Raw genomic sequence first — 15,207 nt, 5'->3', positions numbered from 1 at the left:
GTCCTTTTAGTCGATTAAGAAAAACGTCAGGCCGCGCCCGTTACTGAACGGTGCGCTGGCTTTCCTGACGCAGTTCCTGAACGCCTTTCTGAGAGTCCTTCACAGACTGTTCTGCCTTCATTGCCTGGGCCTTGCGCTCTGCCACGCGAGCGTCCCACTCGGCCTGTTCGGCGAGCATGCGGGCCTGGTCGTATTTTTTGTCGTGCATGGCGATTTCGGCTTGTTTGAGCTTGTCCTGCGCCGCCTTCATTTCCACAGCGGAGAACTCGGTGCCGCCAGCGCTGACGGCGTCGTTGACCGCAGACTCGGTGACGGCGAATTGTTCGGTTGGCGGGTTGCCGGCGCAACCGGCCAGCACGAGGCTGCCACCAATGGCCAGGGCCGCCATTTTCAGGCCATGCAGCGGGGTGAACGAGGATTTGCCAGTTCGGGTTTTCATGGTCTTCAACTCCATTGGACTAACTCCTGAACAACGTGAACATCCATCCTGGGCAAGGAGCCGCAACCGTCATTTTCGGGTCGTTTTGAAACGGCCGTCCCAGGCGTGGTTACTTGGGTTGACCCGAGGCGTTTTTTGAAAGTTCAGAGAAATTAGCCGGCTATCGAAAAAACCGTGATCGAATCGACAGGGCTCTAAAAGCGAAATTGTGGGAGCGAGCTTGCTCGCGATAGCGGTGTATCAGTCGACATAAATGTTGAATGTCAGACAGCTATCGCGAGCAAGCTCGCTCCCACAGGGGGGAATGAAATCAGTGTTTCTGCTTGTCGTTGCCCGCGGACAAATCGTGCAGATGACGCCGCGACAATGCGAGAAAACGCGGGGTCGGGCCGATGTCTTCGTACAGCGGATCGCCTTCTTCGTCGGTGGCGACCACCGTCGAGCCTTTCACATACGGGAAGCTCTTTTCGAGTTCTTCCAGGGCGGCGCCGATCAGCTCGCCGAGCAGCTCTTCGGGATGCCGTTTGGGGTACATCTCGGTAATCGCCGCCAAACGTGCGGCGGCTTCGACGTCCAGGTGAATCGTGTAGCCAGTCTTGGTCAGGCGACCCTTGGCGTTTTCTTCCCAATGTTGGGCAAGTTCACGGATTTTCATAATGACCTCATGACGCGCCTGCTCGTGGCAGGTCGGGAGAGTGTCCGGCGTTGGCCGGCGACAGCCGTGGTACGGCTTACTCTTCAGACTAGCTTCAACGCACAAGGTTTACAGGCACTTCGTCGACTGGCTTGTAAGTAGCCGTCTGGAGCGGCACTCTTGAGGTTCTAGGCCGCCCGGATTCTTTGCTGGAGAACTGCTGATGACCGATATTGATGCACGCTTGCGCGAAGACGTTCACCTGTTGGGTGAACTGCTGGGCAACACCATTCGTGAACAGTACGGGGACGACTTCCTCGACAAGATCGAGCAGATCCGCAAGGGTGCGAAGGCAGACCGTCGCGGTTCCATGGATGCCGAGCTGAGCGCCAGCCTCAACCAGTTGACCGAAGACGAATTGCTGCCGGTGGCGCGGGCGTTCAACCAGTTTCTCAACCTGGCCAACATCGCCGAGCAATACCAGCTGATTCATCGTCGCGAAGAGTCCCAACAGGCACCGTTCGAGTCTCGGGTGCTGCCGGAACTGCTCGCGCGCCTGCGCGCCGAAGGACATGGCGCCGAAGCCCTGGCCCGGCAACTCGGGCGACTGGAAATCGAACTGGTGCTGACCGCGCACCCGACCGAAGTCGCGCGTCGCACGCTGATCCAGAAATACGACGCCATCGCCGCACAACTGGCGGCCCAGGATCACCGCGACCTGACCAGCGCCGAGCGCGAAAAGATCAAATCAACGTTGCAGCGCCTGATCGCCGAAGCCTGGCACACCGAAGAAATCCGCCGCACGCGTCCGACCCCGGTCGATGAAGCCAAATGGGGTTTCGCAGTGATCGAGCATTCGTTGTGGCAGGCGATTCCCAATTATCTGCGCAAGGCTGATCAGGCCCTGCACGCCGCCACCGGCCTGCGTTTGCCGCTGGAGGCCGCACCGATTCGCTTTGCTTCGTGGATGGGCGGCGACCGCGATGGCAATCCCAACGTGACGGCATCTGTAACCCGTGAAGTGCTGCTGTTGGCGCGCTGGATGGCCGCCGATTTGTACCTGCGCGATGTCGATCACCTCGCCGCCGAACTGTCGATGCAGCAGGCCAGCGACGAACTGAAAGCCAAGGCCGGCGACAGCGCCGAACCCTATCGGGCCGTGCTCAAACAACTGCGTGAACGTCTGCGTGCCACGCGCAACTGGGCGCACGCCGCGCTGTCGGCGCCGACGCCTGCATCTTCCGACGTACTGCAAAACAACCGCGAGCTGCTTGATCCGCTGGAACTGTGCTACCACTCGCTGCATGAGTGCGGCATGGGCGTGATCGCCGATGGCCCACTGCTCGACTGCCTGCGCCGGGCGGTCACTTTTGGCCTGTTCCTGGTGCGACTCGATGTGCGTCAGGACTCGTCGCGACACAGCGCGGCCATGACTGAAATCACCGATTATCTCGGCTTGGGCCGTTACGAGGATTGGAGCGAAGAAGAACGCATCACTTTCCTGACGCGCGAACTGAATAACCGTCGGCCATTGCTGCCGGCCCATTACAAACCGTCCGCCGACACCGCTGAAGTGCTGGCAACTTGCCGGGAAGTCGCCGCTGCGCCGGGGGCATCCCTCGGTTCGTACGTGATCTCCATGGCCGGTGCCGCTTCCGATGTGCTGGCGGTGCAACTGTTGCTCAAGGAATCCGGCGTGTTGCGGCCGATGCGCGTGGTCCCGCTGTTCGAAACCCTGGCCGACCTCGACAACGCCGGCCCGGTGATCGAAAAACTGTTGTTGCTGCCGGGCTATCGCTCGCGCCTGCAAGGGCCGCAGGAAGTGATGATCGGTTATTCCGACTCGGCCAAGGACGCCGGCACCACCGCAGCGGCGTGGGCGCAGTACCGGGCGCAGGAGCGTCTTGTGGACATTTGCCGTGAGCAACAAGTTGAACTGCTGTTGTTCCACGGTCGCGGCGGCACCGTGGGCCGTGGCGGCGGTCCGGCGCATGCGGCGATTCTGTCGCAGCCACCGGGTTCGGTGGCGGGGCGTTTCCGCACCACCGAGCAGGGGGAAATGATTCGTTTCAAATTCGGCCTGCCGGACATCGCCGAGCAAAACCTCAATCTGTACTTGGCCGCTGTACTCGAAGCGACCTTGTTGCCACCACCACCGCCGACACCTGAATGGCGCCACTTGATGGACGAATTGGCCGCCGACGGTGTCAGCGCCTACCGCGCCGTGGTGCGGGAGAATCCGCAGTTCGTCGAGTACTTCCGCCAGTCGACCCCGGAACAGGAGTTGGGCCGCTTGCCATTGGGCAGTCGTCCGGCCAAACGCCGCGCCGGCGGAATCGAGAGCCTGCGGGCGATCCCGTGGATCTTCGGTTGGACCCAGACGCGCCTGATGCTGCCGGCCTGGCTGGGCTGGGAAGCGGCGCTGAGCAAGGCGCTGGAACGCGGCGAGGGCGAGTTGTTGGGGCAGATGCGCGAGCAGTGGCCGTTCTTCCGCACCCGCATCGATATGCTGGAAATGGTCCTGGCCAAGGCTGACGCGGACATCGCGCGATCCTACGATGAGCGTCTGGTCGAGCCGGATCTGTTGCCATTGGGCGCGCACTTACGCGACCTATTGTCGCAGGCGTGCTCCATCGTCCTGGGGATGACCGGTCAGTCGCAGCTACTGGCACATAGCCCAGCGACCCTGGAATTCATCCGTTTGCGCAACACCTACCTTGACCCGCTTCATCTATTGCAGGCCGAGTTGCTGGCGCGTTCGCGGCAGCAGGAAGTGGCGCAGGGCAGCCCGGTGGAACAGGCGTTGCTGGTGTCTGTGGCGGGGATTGCCGCCGGTTTGCGGAATACCGGCTAAGGTTTTTGCCGTGGGGTCAGGCATCCGGCGCAGGCGTCGGATGCCGTTAGGCGGCGAGTGCAAAAGTGCTGCCAGGCGACAGTTAATGATGGGGTTGCGACTTGGGTCACTCCGTCGCGGGGTCACGTGAGGCGCAGGTTTCTCCGACTTTTGGCGGCTTGTGTGGTCCGGGCCCGCTGTGTATCTTGATCAGCCTTTGGCCGTTTGGGCGGCCACGACCCTATTTTTGAGATTGGCCCCACGAGGCGAATCTGACGTTATCTATATAAAAAATTGAGGAGCACATCGATGCGCGTCATTCTGCTGGGAGCTCCCGGGGCCGGTAAAGGTACTCAGGCTAAGTTCATCACCGAGAAATTCGGCATTCCGCAAATCTCCACCGGCGACATGCTGCGTGCCGCGGTCAAGGCCGGCACCGAGCTGGGCATCAAGGCCAAGGGCATCATGGATGCCGGCGGTCTGGTCTCCGACGACCTGATCATTGCACTGGTCAAGGACCGTATCGCTCAGGCCGACTGCGCCAACGGTTTCCTGTTCGACGGTTTCCCGCGCACCATTCCTCAGGCTGAAGCCCTGGTGACTGCCGGCGTCGAGCTGGACCACGTGGTCGAAATCGCCGTCGATGACGAAGAAATCGTTCAGCGTATCGCCGGTCGCCGTGTTCACGAGGCCAGCGGCCGCGTGTACCACACCGTCTATAATCCGCCGAAAATCGCCGGTAAAGACGACATCACCGGCGAAGAGCTGGTACAGCGCAAGGACGACACTGAAGAAACCGTGCGTCATCGCCTGTCCGTCTACCATTCGCAGACCAAGCCGCTGGTGGATTTCTACCAGAAGCTGTCCGCTGCCCAGGGCAAGCCGAAGTACAGCCACATTGCTGGCGTCGGCTCCGTTGAAGCGATCACTGGCAAGGTGCTTGAAGCGCTGAGCTGAAAACCGCTTCATCTTCTACGGCCCGCTTGCGGGCCGTAGTTGTTTATACTGACGCACTTTTTTCTGACCTCTTGTTACGGAAACATCGATGAGCACCTTGCTGGCCCTGGACACCGCGACCGAAGCTTGCTCCGTTGCCTTGCTGCATGACGGCAAAGTCACGAGCCATTACGAGGTGATCCCGCGCCTGCATGCGCAGAAGCTGCTGCCGATGATCCAGCAATTGCTCGCCGATGCCGGAACGACGCTGCAAGCGGTCGACGCCATCGCGTTCGGTCGCGGGCCAGGCGCGTTCACTGGTGTGCGGATTGCCATCGGCGTCGTTCAGGGCTTGGCGTTCGCCTTGGATCGCCCGGTGTTGCCGGTGTCGAACCTGGCCGTATTGGCCCAGCGCGCGTACCGCGAACATGGCGCGAGCCAGGTCGCAGCGGCCATCGATGCACGCATGGACGAGGTGTATTGGGGCTGCTACCGCGAGACGGCGGGGGAGATGCGACTGGTCGGCGCTGAAGCAGTGTTGCCGCCCGAGTCGGCCGCATTGCCGGCTGATGCCAGTGGCGAATGGTTCGGTGCCGGCACCGGTTGGGGTTATGCCGAGCGCATCGCCGTTAGCCTGAGCGGTCAGGATGCGGGCATGTTGCCGCATGCTGAAGACTTGCTGACTCTGGCGCGGTTTGCCTGGGCGCGTGGCGAGGCGATCGTGGCGGATGAAGCGCAGCCGGTTTATCTGCGGGATAAAGTGGCGACGCCTAAAGCGCGTTAAACCTTGAAAGATCGCAGCCTTCGGCAGCTCCTACAGAGATCGCATTCCTTTGTAGGAGCTGCCGAAGGCTGCGATCTTTTACACGCACCACCAATCGTCGATTTCTAACCCCAGCTTTTAAACCTTTTGTCTTTTATGTGTTCTAGTTATCACTCGGCGGTTTGCGAAGTGGGTTATGCGCCACTAAACTGCCATCACTGATACCGAGCATGCACTTATGCGTATAGACGGCATTTCCTCTCAGTCCTACCCCATCAAGCGCAAGCCTCGTAAAGGCCATGTGGTGGAAGACGAGTCCGTCGATATTGACGGCGAGGCGGAATTTCCGTCCGAAGAGCAACTGGCCGCCCGAGCCGCCAAAGCTGCCGCGCAAAAAATCAGCAATCTTCCTGCCCGTCAGCAAGACATGCTCTACCACCGCGCAATGAGCAAAAGCGTGGCGATGGCCCTGGCCAGCTACCTCAGCACCGCCGGTTTCGTCGATTGGGATGCGGAAGTGCTGGGTCTCGACCTGTACATCTGATGCTGCTGCCTTACTACCTCGGCTGCCCGTCCTGGAGTGAAAACGCCTGGCGCGACTATCTGTATCCGCCGGACGCCAAACCCGCTGATTTTCTCAATCTCTATTCCCAAGTATTCAACGCCGTGGAAGGCAACACGACCTTCTACGCGAGCCCGGCTGCCAGCACCGTGCAGCGCTGGGCAGAAACCATGCCCGAGCACTTTCGCTTCACCGCCAAATTCCCTGGCGACATCAGCCACGGCGGTGACCTGCGCGACCAACTGACGGTCGCCGAAACCTTCACCCGTTTGCTCAGCCCTCTGGGTGAGCGGGTATCGCCGCTGTGGTTGCAGCTGTCGAAAAGCTTCACGCCACAACGCTTGCCCGAACTGGCCGCGTTCATCGATGCACTGGAGCGGCCGTTGGCGGTGGAAGTGCGGCATGACGATTTCTTCGCCAAGGGTGATAGCGAGCGAATGCTCAATCGCCTGTTGCTGGATCGTGGCGTCGAGCGCATTTGTCTCGACCCGCGCGCGCTGTTCAGCTGCACCTCGACCGATCCCTCGGTACTCCACGCCCAATCGAAAAAACCCCGAGTTCCGCCGCGTCCGGCCGCATTCACCCAATTCCCGCAGGTGCGTTTCATCGGCCATCCACAACTTGAGGCCAATGACCCGTTTCTGCTGCCATGGGTGGAGAAAATCGCGGTCTGGATTGAAGAGGGCCGCACGCCGTATATCTTCCTGCACACCGCCGATAACCTGTTGGCGGCGAAACTGGCGCAACGTTTTCACAGTCGATTGATGCTGCGTTTGCCTGGCTTGCCGGCGCTGCCTGAGCTATACAGAGAACCCGCCGTCGAGCAACTTGGCCTGCTCTGAAGGCGGATTCGTTCGCCTTTTCAGGAGCCTGCCAATGGATGCGCAAACCCTTCGAGCCCAAGCCTTTAAAGCCCTGCACGAACGTAGCGGGGCTTTTATGATTCCCAATCCGTGGGACGCCGGCTCGGCAAAAATGCTCGCCAGCCTGGGCTTTGAGGCGCTGGCAACCACGAGTGCCGGATATGCCTTTTCCCAGGCGCGTCCCGATGGCGGGCTGACCTTGGACGACACGCTGGCAAACGTCCGGGCGATTGTCGCCGCGACAGATCTGCCGGTGGCGGTGGATCTGGAAAACGGTTTTGCCGACAACCCTGCCGATTGCGCGAAAAGTATTTTGCGCGCAGCAGAGGCGGGCGCCGTCGGTGGTTCCATCGAAGACGCGACGGGTCGTGAGGGCGCTCCGATCTATTGTTTCGAACACGCCGTGGCACGCATCGAAGCTGCCGTCGCTGCCGCTCGCAGCTTGCCGTTCCCTTTCACGCTGACGGCGCGGGCCGAGAATTTCCTGCATGGCAATCCGGATCTCGACGATACGATTCGCCGCTTGCAGGCCTTCGCCGAAGCCGGGGCCGACGTGTTGTATGCGCCAGGCTTGCGCAGCGCTGAAGACGTATTGGCGGTGGTCCGCGCCGTGGCGCCGAAGCCGGTCAACGTGTTGATGTCCGGTGGCTTGAAGTTGACCGTGCAGGAGTTGAGCGAAATGGGCGTCAAGCGTATCAGCGTCGGCTCGGCGCTGGCCTTGGCGGCGTTGGGCGAGTTCTACCGCGCCGCCGAAGAGATCAAGACGTCCGGTACATTCGGGTTCACGTCGCGCTCCATGCCGTACGCCCAGGCCAATCAATTGTTCAAAGGCTGACGATGCGGTTCCGCTGGTGGTTGTTGCTGGTGCTGCTGATCATCGCTGCGACGGGTGTGAGCGCCTGGCGCGGTTGGCTGCAAGTGCCGCCGCAGTGGAACCCTTGGGCCCCGCTGGACGTGAAGGCCACGCCGAACCTGCTGACCCGCTACAAACTGATGCGCCTGCGCGATGATCCACAACTGTGTGAGCAGGCGTTGGGCAGCTCCGGTTTGCGCGTGACCCGTCAAGCCGACAGCCCCGACGCCAAATGCCCGCTGACCGATGCCCTGCGTGTGCAGGGCGGGGAAGTGGCGTTGAGCGGCAGCTTTCTCGCCAGTTGCCGTCTGGCCGTATCGTTTGCGCTGTTCGAGCATCATGCCCTGCAACCTGCGGCGCAGTTGGTTTACGGGCAAGCGGTGGCGCGCGTCGACCACCTCGGCAGCTTTGCCTGCCGCAATGTCTACGGCCGCGAGAATGGCCGACTCAGTCAGCACGCGTCAGCCAATGCGCTGGATATCGCCGGTTTTCGCCTGGCTGACGGTCGAAGCATCAGCGTGCTCAAGGATTGGCCCAAGGGTAATCGGGACGCGCAGTTTCTGAGGCTGGTTCGCGATGGCGCTTGCGGCTTGTTCAGTGTGGTGTTGAGCCCGGATTACAACGCCGCCCATCGCAATCACTTTCATCTGGATGTCGGGCCGTGGTGGGTTTGTCGCTGAGGAGGTCGTCGAAACTTATGCGGCGAGGCGCAGGTTCTGCAGAATGATCGGGCGTGCCCAGCCGTTATCGAAATCGAGTTGTTTCTGTTGCGCCACCAATTCTTCAGGCGAGAACGGCGGGAACGGCTTGTCCAGCAGATCGAGTTCGAACTCGGCGATCGGCAGGTGCAGCGGACGCGGTTGCGGTGCAGGGCCGGCTTCCGGCAGAGGCTGGCCAGCGGTCAACACGATCGGGCGCACCCAGCCGCTTTCGAAGTTCTGCTGTTGCTGTTGAGCAACGATTTCTTCCGCCGGGAACGGTGGGAAAGGCTTGTCGGCCAGGTCCATTTCGAATTCGGCAATCGGCAGGAACAGCGGCTCGGGCGGGCGGATCTCGTTGTCCTTCACGTCGCATTCGCGCTGGGAAACGATGTGCGCCAGCAGGTCGCTGCCGACGGTGGGCTCAACCTCGCTTTCGAGATCGACCGGTGGAAAGTTCAGCGATTCAGGCAGCACTTCACCCGACTGTTCGGCCAGCGCTCGGGCAAAGAAATCCTGCCAGATGTGGCTGACGCCGCTCAGTGCCTGGGTGTTTCGCAGGTTGTAGTCGCCGTAGGGCGAGATAAAACCTGTGAATGTGGGTTGAATGTCTGACATTTCTCTCGGTCGACGCTCAGCTCTGGCAAAATGCTCGATAGTTTTGTTATCGGCAGTTTTTGCCGATCATTAATTTTTTGAGCGTGTTTTCTGATGATTGATCAACCCGCGGCCTGCCGCATCCATGTCGAGGCCCTGAGCACGAACTTTCAGCCGCAGGCCGAGCAATGGGCCGAGCGCCTGGGCCTGCCGCTGCATGTGGCTGACGGCGAGTTTGCGTTGCAGGTGGGTGACCAGGGTTTGCAGCTGCAACAGCTGGGGCCGGACGCACCGGGGCCGGTGCGGGTGGACTTCGTCGAAGGTGGCGCGGCCCATCGACGGTTGTACGGCGGTGGCAGCGGGCAGATGATCGCCAAGGCCGTTGGCGTCGCGCAGGGCGTGCGACCGCGTGTGCTGGATGCTACGGCGGGGCTGGGCAAGGATGCGTTCGTCCTGGCGAGCCTGGGTTGCGAAATGAGCCTGATCGAGCGTCAACCGCTGATTGGCGCTTTGCTGGAGGACGGCCTGGCCCGTGGCGCGGAAGATTTCGACGTGGCGCCAATCGTGGCGCGCATGCGCTTGCTCAAGGGCAATTCGATCGAGGTGATGCGCAACTGGGAAGGCGAACCGCCGCAGGTGATCTACCTCGACCCGATGTTCCCGCATCGTGAGAAAACTGCGCTGGTGAAGAAGGAAATGCGTCTGTTCCGGCCGTTGGTGGGGGATGATCCGGATGCGCCGGCGCTGCTTGAAGCCGCATTGGCGCTGGCCAGTCACCGGGTGGTGGTCAAGCGCCCGCGCAAGGCGCCGTGTATTGAAGGGCCGAAGCCGAGCCATGCGCTGGATGGTAAATCCAGTCGGTATGACATCTACCCGAAGAAAGCGCTGAAGCCCTGAGACCGAGTTGCCCCCATCGCGGGCAAGCTTTGCTCCTACAGTTTGATGTCGTTTACATATCTTGTGATCGCCTTAAATCTGTAGGAGCAAGGCTTGCCCGCGATGGCGTCGGCACCGGCGCTGAAAATCCAAAGGTCGGCTAAGGCCGATACGCCCGCATAAACAACTCCACCACTTCCAGCACATGGCTCTCGGCGGCCTCGTCATCCAAAGGCTCCCCACAGCCAAATAGCAACCGGAAATTCGCCGCGCCCTTGAGCAGGCAGAAGAAGTGTTCCGCTGCATTGCGCGGTTTATCGATGCTCAGCACGCCGCTTTCGTTGACCTTGTTCAGCAAGCGTTCCATACCGTCCAACATGCGCTGAGGCCCTGCCTCGAAGAAGATCAGCGACAACTTCGGATCCTGACTACCCAAGGCCATGATCAGGCGGTGCAGGTTCAGCGACTCGTCACTGTTGATCAGATGATGAAAACCGCGCGCGATATTCAGCAGTACGGTTTCCACCGCGACACCTTCCGGCAGTTCGAAAAACAACGGCGGCAGTTGCTCTTCGCACTTCGCCACCACGGCAGCGGAGAACAGCGTCTCCTTGTCGTTGAAATGGCTGTAGACCGTCAGCTTTGACACACCGGCCTCGGCTGCGACGGCATCCATGCTGGTATTGGCATAACCCTTACTCAGAAACAGCGTTTTCGCCGCGTCGAGAATGGCCTGGCGCTTGACCAAATCCTTGGGTCTGCCTGGGCCATTGGGTGCTGAAAGATTGTTCGGCATATTCGCTTTTATTACTGGACTGGTGAGTTTGCTATTAATAACATACTCGTCAGTATAATTATTCCAAGCACCATTAGCGAAAGGTCCTTCACCATGTTCCGCTATGCCTTGCCCCTCGCATTGCCAGTCAGCCTGGCGTTTTTATTGACTGCGTGTGGTCACGAAGAGGCGCCGCAAGTCAGCGTTCGCCCGGCCATGGTGGTTCAGCCAGAGCCTTCGGCGCAGGCGACCGAAAGTTATCCCGGTGAAGTCCGTGCCCGTTTTGAACCGGATCTGGCGTTCCGCATCGGCGGTAAAGTCAGCCGACGACTGGTCGACGAAGGGCAGCGGGTCAAGGCCGACCAACCGCTGGCTGAGCTCGATCCCCAGGACGTGCGCCTGCAACTGGAAGCCACCCGCGCTCAGGTCGCCGCCGCCGAAGCCAATCTGGACATGGTGCGCTCCGAACGTGATCGCTACAAAACGCTGATGGAGCGTCAACTGGTCAGCCGCTCGCAGTACGACAATCACGAAAACCTTTACCGTTCCGGTGAAGCGCGCCTTAAACAAATCAAAGCCGAATTCAACGTCTCGACCAATCAGGCCAGTTACGCAGTGCTGCGTGCGCCGCAGGACGGCGTGGTGGCCAAGCGTGCGGTGGAAGTCGGGCAAGTGGTGGCCGCGGGGCAAACCGTGTTCACGATCGCCACTGATGGCGAGCGCGAAGTGTTGATCAGCCTGCCCGAGCAAAGCTTCGGTCGCTTCAAGGTTGGCCAACCGGTTTCGGTGGAACTCTGGACGCAACCGGATCAGCGCTTCGCCGGGCACATCCGCGAACTGTCGCCAGCCGCGGATCCGAAGTCCCGTACTTTTGCCGCGCGCATCGCTTTCAATGCCGGCAAAGTCCCGGCCGAACTGGGGCAGAGCGCCCGGGTGTTTGTGCAGACTGCCGAGGTCATCCCGTTATCGGTTCCGCTTTCCGCACTGACCGCAGAGGGCGGCGTGACCTACGTCTGGGTGGTCAGCGCCAACAACACCTTGAAGAAGACCCCGGTGCGGGTCGGTGCCTTCGGCGAGAAAACCGTCCCGGTGCTCGAAGGCCTCAACGCCAGCGACTGGGTGGTGGCCGCCGGCGTCCATGTGCTGCTCGACGGGCAACAAGTGCGCCCGGTGGATCGCTCCAACCGCGTGGTCAATCTGGCGGACAAGGAGTAATCCCCGATGGGTTTCAATCTTTCCGCCTGGGCGCTGCGCAATCGCCAGATCGTACTGTTCCTGATGCTCTTGCTGGCCATCGTTGGTGCACTTTCCTACACCAAACTCGGCCAGAGCGAAGACCCGCCGTTCACCTTCAAAGCCATGGTGATCCGTACCAATTGGCCGGGTGCCACGGCGCAGGAAGTCTCGCGCCAGGTCACCGAGCGTATTGAAAAGAAATTGATGGAAACCGGCGAGTACGAGCGCATCGTCTCGTTCTCCCGCCCGGGCGAGTCCCAGGTGACGTTCATTGCCCGCGATTCCATGCACTCGGTGGACATTCCGGAGCTCTGGTATCAGGTGCGCAAGAAGGTCAGCGACATCCGCCATACCTTGCCGCCGGGGATTCAGGGGCCGTTCTTCAACGATGAATTCGGCACCACCTTCGGCAACATCTACGCATTGACTGGCGACGGCTTCGACTACGCCGTGCTCAAGGATTACGCCGACCGCATCCAGATCCAGCTGCAACGGGTCAAGGACGTGGGCAAGGTCGATCTGCTCGGCTTGCAGGACGAAAAGATCTGGATCGAACTCTCCAACGTCAAACTCGCCACCCTGGGCTTGCCGTTGGCGGCGGTGCAACAGGCGCTTGAAGAACAGAATGCGGTCTCTACCGCCGGCTTCTTCGAAACCACCAGCGAGCGATTGCAGCTACGGGTCTCGGGGAATTTTCAGACAGTCGATGAGATCAAGAACTTCCCGATTCGCGTCGGCGATCGCACGTTCCGCATTTCCGATGTAGCCAACGTACGACGTGGCTTCAATGATCCACCGGCGCCGCGTATGCGCTTTATGGCGGAGGATGCGATCGGTCTGGCCGTGGCCATGAAAGACGGTGGCGACATCCTGGTGCTGGGCAAAGCGCTGGAAGTCGAATTCGCCCGCATCCAGAAAAACCTCCCGGCCGGGATGCAACTGCGCAAGGTCTCCGATCAACCGGCAGCGGTGAAGACCGGTGTCGGCGAGTTCGTCCAGGTGCTGGTGGAAGCATTGGCGATTGTGTTGCTGGTGAGCTTCTTCTCCCTCGGCGTGCGCACCGGCATGGTGGTCGCCCTGGCGATTCCGTTGGTGTTGGCGATGACGTTCGCCTGCATGTATTACCTCGGCATCGGCCTGCACAAGATTTCCCTTGGCGCATTGGTGTTGGCGCTGGGTTTGCTGGTGGACGACGCGATCATCGCCGTGGAAATGATGGCGATCAAAATGGAGCAGGGCTTCGACCGGATCAAAGCCGCGAGCTATGCCTGGACCAGCACTGCGTTCCCGATGCTCACCGGCACGCTGATCACCGCTGCCGGGTTCCTGCCGATCGCCACGGCGCAATCCGGTACTGGCGAATACACCCGCTCAATTTTTGAGGTGGTCACCATTGCGCTGTTGGCGTCGTGGGTGGTGGCCGTGGTTTTTGTACCGTTCCTCGGTGAAAAACTCCTGCCGGACCTGGCGAAAATTCATGCGGCCAAACATGGCACGGGCCAACCTGATCCTTACGGCACACCGTTCTATCAGCGCGTCAGACGACTGGTGGAGTGGTGCGTGCATTGGCGCAAAACCGTGATCCTGGCGACCGTGGTGTTGTTCATTGCCTCCATCGTGCTGTTCCGCTTCGTGCCACAGCAATTTTTCCCGGCATCGGGCCGACTGGAGTTGATGGTCGACCTGAAACTGGCCGAAGGCGCGTCCCTGAGCAACACCGCCGATGAGGTCAAACGCCTCGAAGCGCTGCTCAAGGACAAGGCGGGAATCGACAACTACGTGGCCTACGTCGGCACGGGTTCGCCACGTTTTTACCTGCCGCTGGATCAGCAGTTGCCTGCGGCGAGCTTCGCCCAGTTTGTCGTCCTGGCGAAAACCATCGAAGAGCGTGAAAGCCTGCGCACCTGGTTGATCGCGACTCTCAACGAACAATTCCCGGCCCTGCGCTCGCGGGTCACTCGTCTGGAAAACGGCCCGCCGGTTGGCTATCCAGTGCAGTTCCGCGTCACCGGTGAGCACATCGAGGAAGTCCGCGCACTGGCCCGCAAGGTCGCGGCCAAGGTTCGCGAAAACCCGCATGTGGCCAACGTTCACCTGGACTGGGAAGAGCCGAGCAAAGTCGTGTACCTGAACATCGATCAGGACCGTGCCCGGGCACTTGGCGTGAGCACGGCGAACCTGTCGAAGTTCTTGCAGAGCTCGCTGACCGGTTCCAGTGTCAGCCAGTATCGTGAAGACAACGAGTTGATCGAGATTCTGCTGCGCGGCACCGCACATGAGCGTACCGAGCTGTCGTTGTTGCCAAGCCTGGCGGTGCCGACCGACAACGGTCGCAGCGTGGCCCTGTCGCAGATCGCGACCCTCGAGTATGGCTTCGAAGAAGGCGTGATCTGGCACCGCAATCGCCTGCCCAACGTGACTGTTCGTGCGGACATTTATGGCAAGGAGCAACCGGCGACGCTGGTGAAGCAGATCATGCCGACCCTCGATCCGATTCGTGCTGAATTGCCGGACGGGTATTTGCTGGATGTTGGTGGCACGGTGGAAGATTCGGAGCGTGGGCAGAAGTCGGTCAACGCCGGTGTGCCGATGTTCATCGTCGTGGTGCTGACGTTGCTGATGCTGCAACTGCGCAGTTTCTCACGCACGGCGATGGTGTTTCTGACGGCGCCGTTGGGATTGATCGGGGTGACGCTGTTTCTGATGGTGTTCCGTCAGCCGTTTGGTTTTGTCGCCATGCTCGGGACCATCGCCTTGTCGGGGATGATCATGCGTAACTCGGTGATTCTGGTGGATCAGATCGAGCAGGATATCAAGGCAGGGTTGAAGCCTTGGCAGGCGATTATCGAGGCGACGGTGCGGCGGTTCCGGCCGATTGTGTTGACGGCGCTTGCTGCGGTGTTGGCGATGATTCCGTTGTCGCGCAGTGTGTTTTTCGGGCCGATGGCGGTGGCGATCATGGGGGGGTTGATTGTGGCTACGGCGTTGACGCTTTTGTTTTTGCCTGCCCTTTATGCTGCGTGGTTTCGGGTTCGGAAGGAGACTGTTTGATCGGGTACATATCCGTTTCTTCGGTAACGGCGGCTTATGGTTTCGCCCTTACGGCGACTCACTTTTTTGACAAACGCCTCAAAAAAGTAAG

Annotated in this window: 14 protein-coding genes; 10 read left to right on the top strand and 4 right to left on the bottom strand. The window is 60.5% G+C overall.

All coding sequences use genetic code 11. The features are described from left to right. Window positions 1–40: 40 nt before the first annotated feature. Entirely contained in the window at window positions 41–454 is a 414-nt protein-coding gene (locus tag ACM110_RS13340; protein WP_338585001.1) for a DUF4398 domain-containing protein, read from the bottom strand. A 295-nt stretch (window positions 455–749) separates the two neighbouring features. Further along, a complete protein-coding gene (locus tag ACM110_RS13335) occupies window positions 750–1,094 on the bottom strand; it encodes a hypothetical protein (RefSeq protein ID WP_056856277.1) in 345 nt (114 codons plus the stop codon). Window positions 1,095–1,296: 202 nt separating this feature from the next. Here ACM110_RS13335 and ppc point away from each other — a divergent pair, with 202 nt between their 5' ends. The 7 genes from ppc (at window position 1,297) to ACM110_RS13300 (ending at window position 8,563) form a co-directional block, all read left to right on the top strand. Continuing rightward, entirely contained in the window at window positions 1,297–3,927 is a 2,631-nt protein-coding gene (gene ppc / locus ACM110_RS13330; RefSeq protein WP_416128119.1) for a phosphoenolpyruvate carboxylase, read from the top strand. 288 nt (window positions 3,928–4,215) lie between these two features. Further along, window positions 4,216–4,863 carry an adenylate kinase gene (gene adk, locus ACM110_RS13325; RefSeq protein WP_338585003.1) on the top strand — a complete coding sequence of 216 codons (648 nt, stop codon included), beginning with the start codon at window positions 4,216–4,218 and terminating at the stop codon, window positions 4,861–4,863. A gap of 88 nt (window positions 4,864–4,951) precedes the next feature. After that, window positions 4,952–5,626, top strand: coding sequence for a tRNA (adenosine(37)-N6)-threonylcarbamoyltransferase complex dimerization subunit type 1 TsaB (tsaB, locus tag ACM110_RS13320; RefSeq protein ID WP_416128118.1), 675 nt, complete (start codon window positions 4,952–4,954; stop codon window positions 5,624–5,626). 217 nt (window positions 5,627–5,843) lie between these two features. Further along, window positions 5,844–6,149 carry a hypothetical protein gene (locus ACM110_RS13315; RefSeq protein ID WP_416128117.1) on the top strand — a complete coding sequence of 102 codons (306 nt, stop codon included), beginning with the start codon at window positions 5,844–5,846 and terminating at the stop codon, window positions 6,147–6,149. Beyond that, entirely contained in the window at window positions 6,149–7,009 is an 861-nt protein-coding gene (locus tag ACM110_RS13310; protein ID WP_416128116.1) for a DUF72 domain-containing protein, read from the top strand. The genes ACM110_RS13315 and ACM110_RS13310 overlap by 1 nt, the downstream gene beginning before the upstream one ends. A 34-nt stretch (window positions 7,010–7,043) precedes the next feature. Beyond that, window positions 7,044–7,865: an isocitrate lyase/PEP mutase family protein gene (locus ACM110_RS13305; protein WP_416128115.1), complete on the top strand. Its 822-nt coding sequence runs from the start codon at window positions 7,044–7,046 to the stop codon at window positions 7,863–7,865. A gap of 2 nt (window positions 7,866–7,867) precedes the next feature. After that, window positions 7,868–8,563: an extensin family protein gene (locus tag ACM110_RS13300; RefSeq protein ID WP_416128114.1), complete on the top strand. Its 696-nt coding sequence runs from the start codon at window positions 7,868–7,870 to the stop codon at window positions 8,561–8,563. Between the two features lie 15 nt (window positions 8,564–8,578). Here ACM110_RS13300 and ACM110_RS13295 read toward each other — a convergent pair whose 3' ends face one another. Continuing rightward, entirely contained in the window at window positions 8,579–9,199 is a 621-nt protein-coding gene (locus ACM110_RS13295) for an energy transducer TonB (RefSeq protein ID WP_416128113.1), read from the bottom strand. Window positions 9,200–9,292: 93 nt separating this feature from the next. Here ACM110_RS13295 and ACM110_RS13290 point away from each other — a divergent pair, with 93 nt between their 5' ends. Next, window positions 9,293–10,075 carry a class I SAM-dependent methyltransferase gene (locus ACM110_RS13290; RefSeq protein WP_416128112.1) on the top strand — a complete coding sequence of 261 codons (783 nt, stop codon included), beginning with the start codon at window positions 9,293–9,295 and terminating at the stop codon, window positions 10,073–10,075. A 139-nt stretch (window positions 10,076–10,214) separates the two neighbouring features. Here the strand turns inward: ACM110_RS13290 and ACM110_RS13285 are convergent, their stop codons facing one another. Continuing rightward, complete coding sequence (locus ACM110_RS13285) at window positions 10,215–10,850, bottom strand: TetR/AcrR family transcriptional regulator (RefSeq protein ID WP_416128111.1); 636 nt, start codon at window positions 10,848–10,850, stop codon at window positions 10,215–10,217. Between the two features lie 93 nt (window positions 10,851–10,943). Here ACM110_RS13285 and ACM110_RS13280 point away from each other — a divergent pair, with 93 nt between their 5' ends. Next, window positions 10,944–12,044, top strand: a complete 1,101-nt coding sequence (locus ACM110_RS13280) for an efflux RND transporter periplasmic adaptor subunit (protein ID WP_416128110.1) — start codon at window positions 10,944–10,946, stop codon at window positions 12,042–12,044. A 6-nt stretch (window positions 12,045–12,050) separates the two neighbouring features. Beyond that, the gene (locus ACM110_RS13275) at window positions 12,051–15,116 is read left to right on the top strand and encodes an efflux RND transporter permease subunit (RefSeq protein WP_416128109.1); all 3,066 of its coding nucleotides are present in this window, start codon (window positions 12,051–12,053) and stop codon (window positions 15,114–15,116) included. Window positions 15,117–15,207: the final 91 nt, after the last annotated feature.

This window comes from Pseudomonas sp. NFX98, assembly GCF_047784845.1.
Classification (GTDB): domain Bacteria; phylum Pseudomonadota; class Gammaproteobacteria; order Pseudomonadales; family Pseudomonadaceae; genus Aquipseudomonas.
This window is presented reverse-complemented; position numbering and strand designations above follow the sequence as displayed.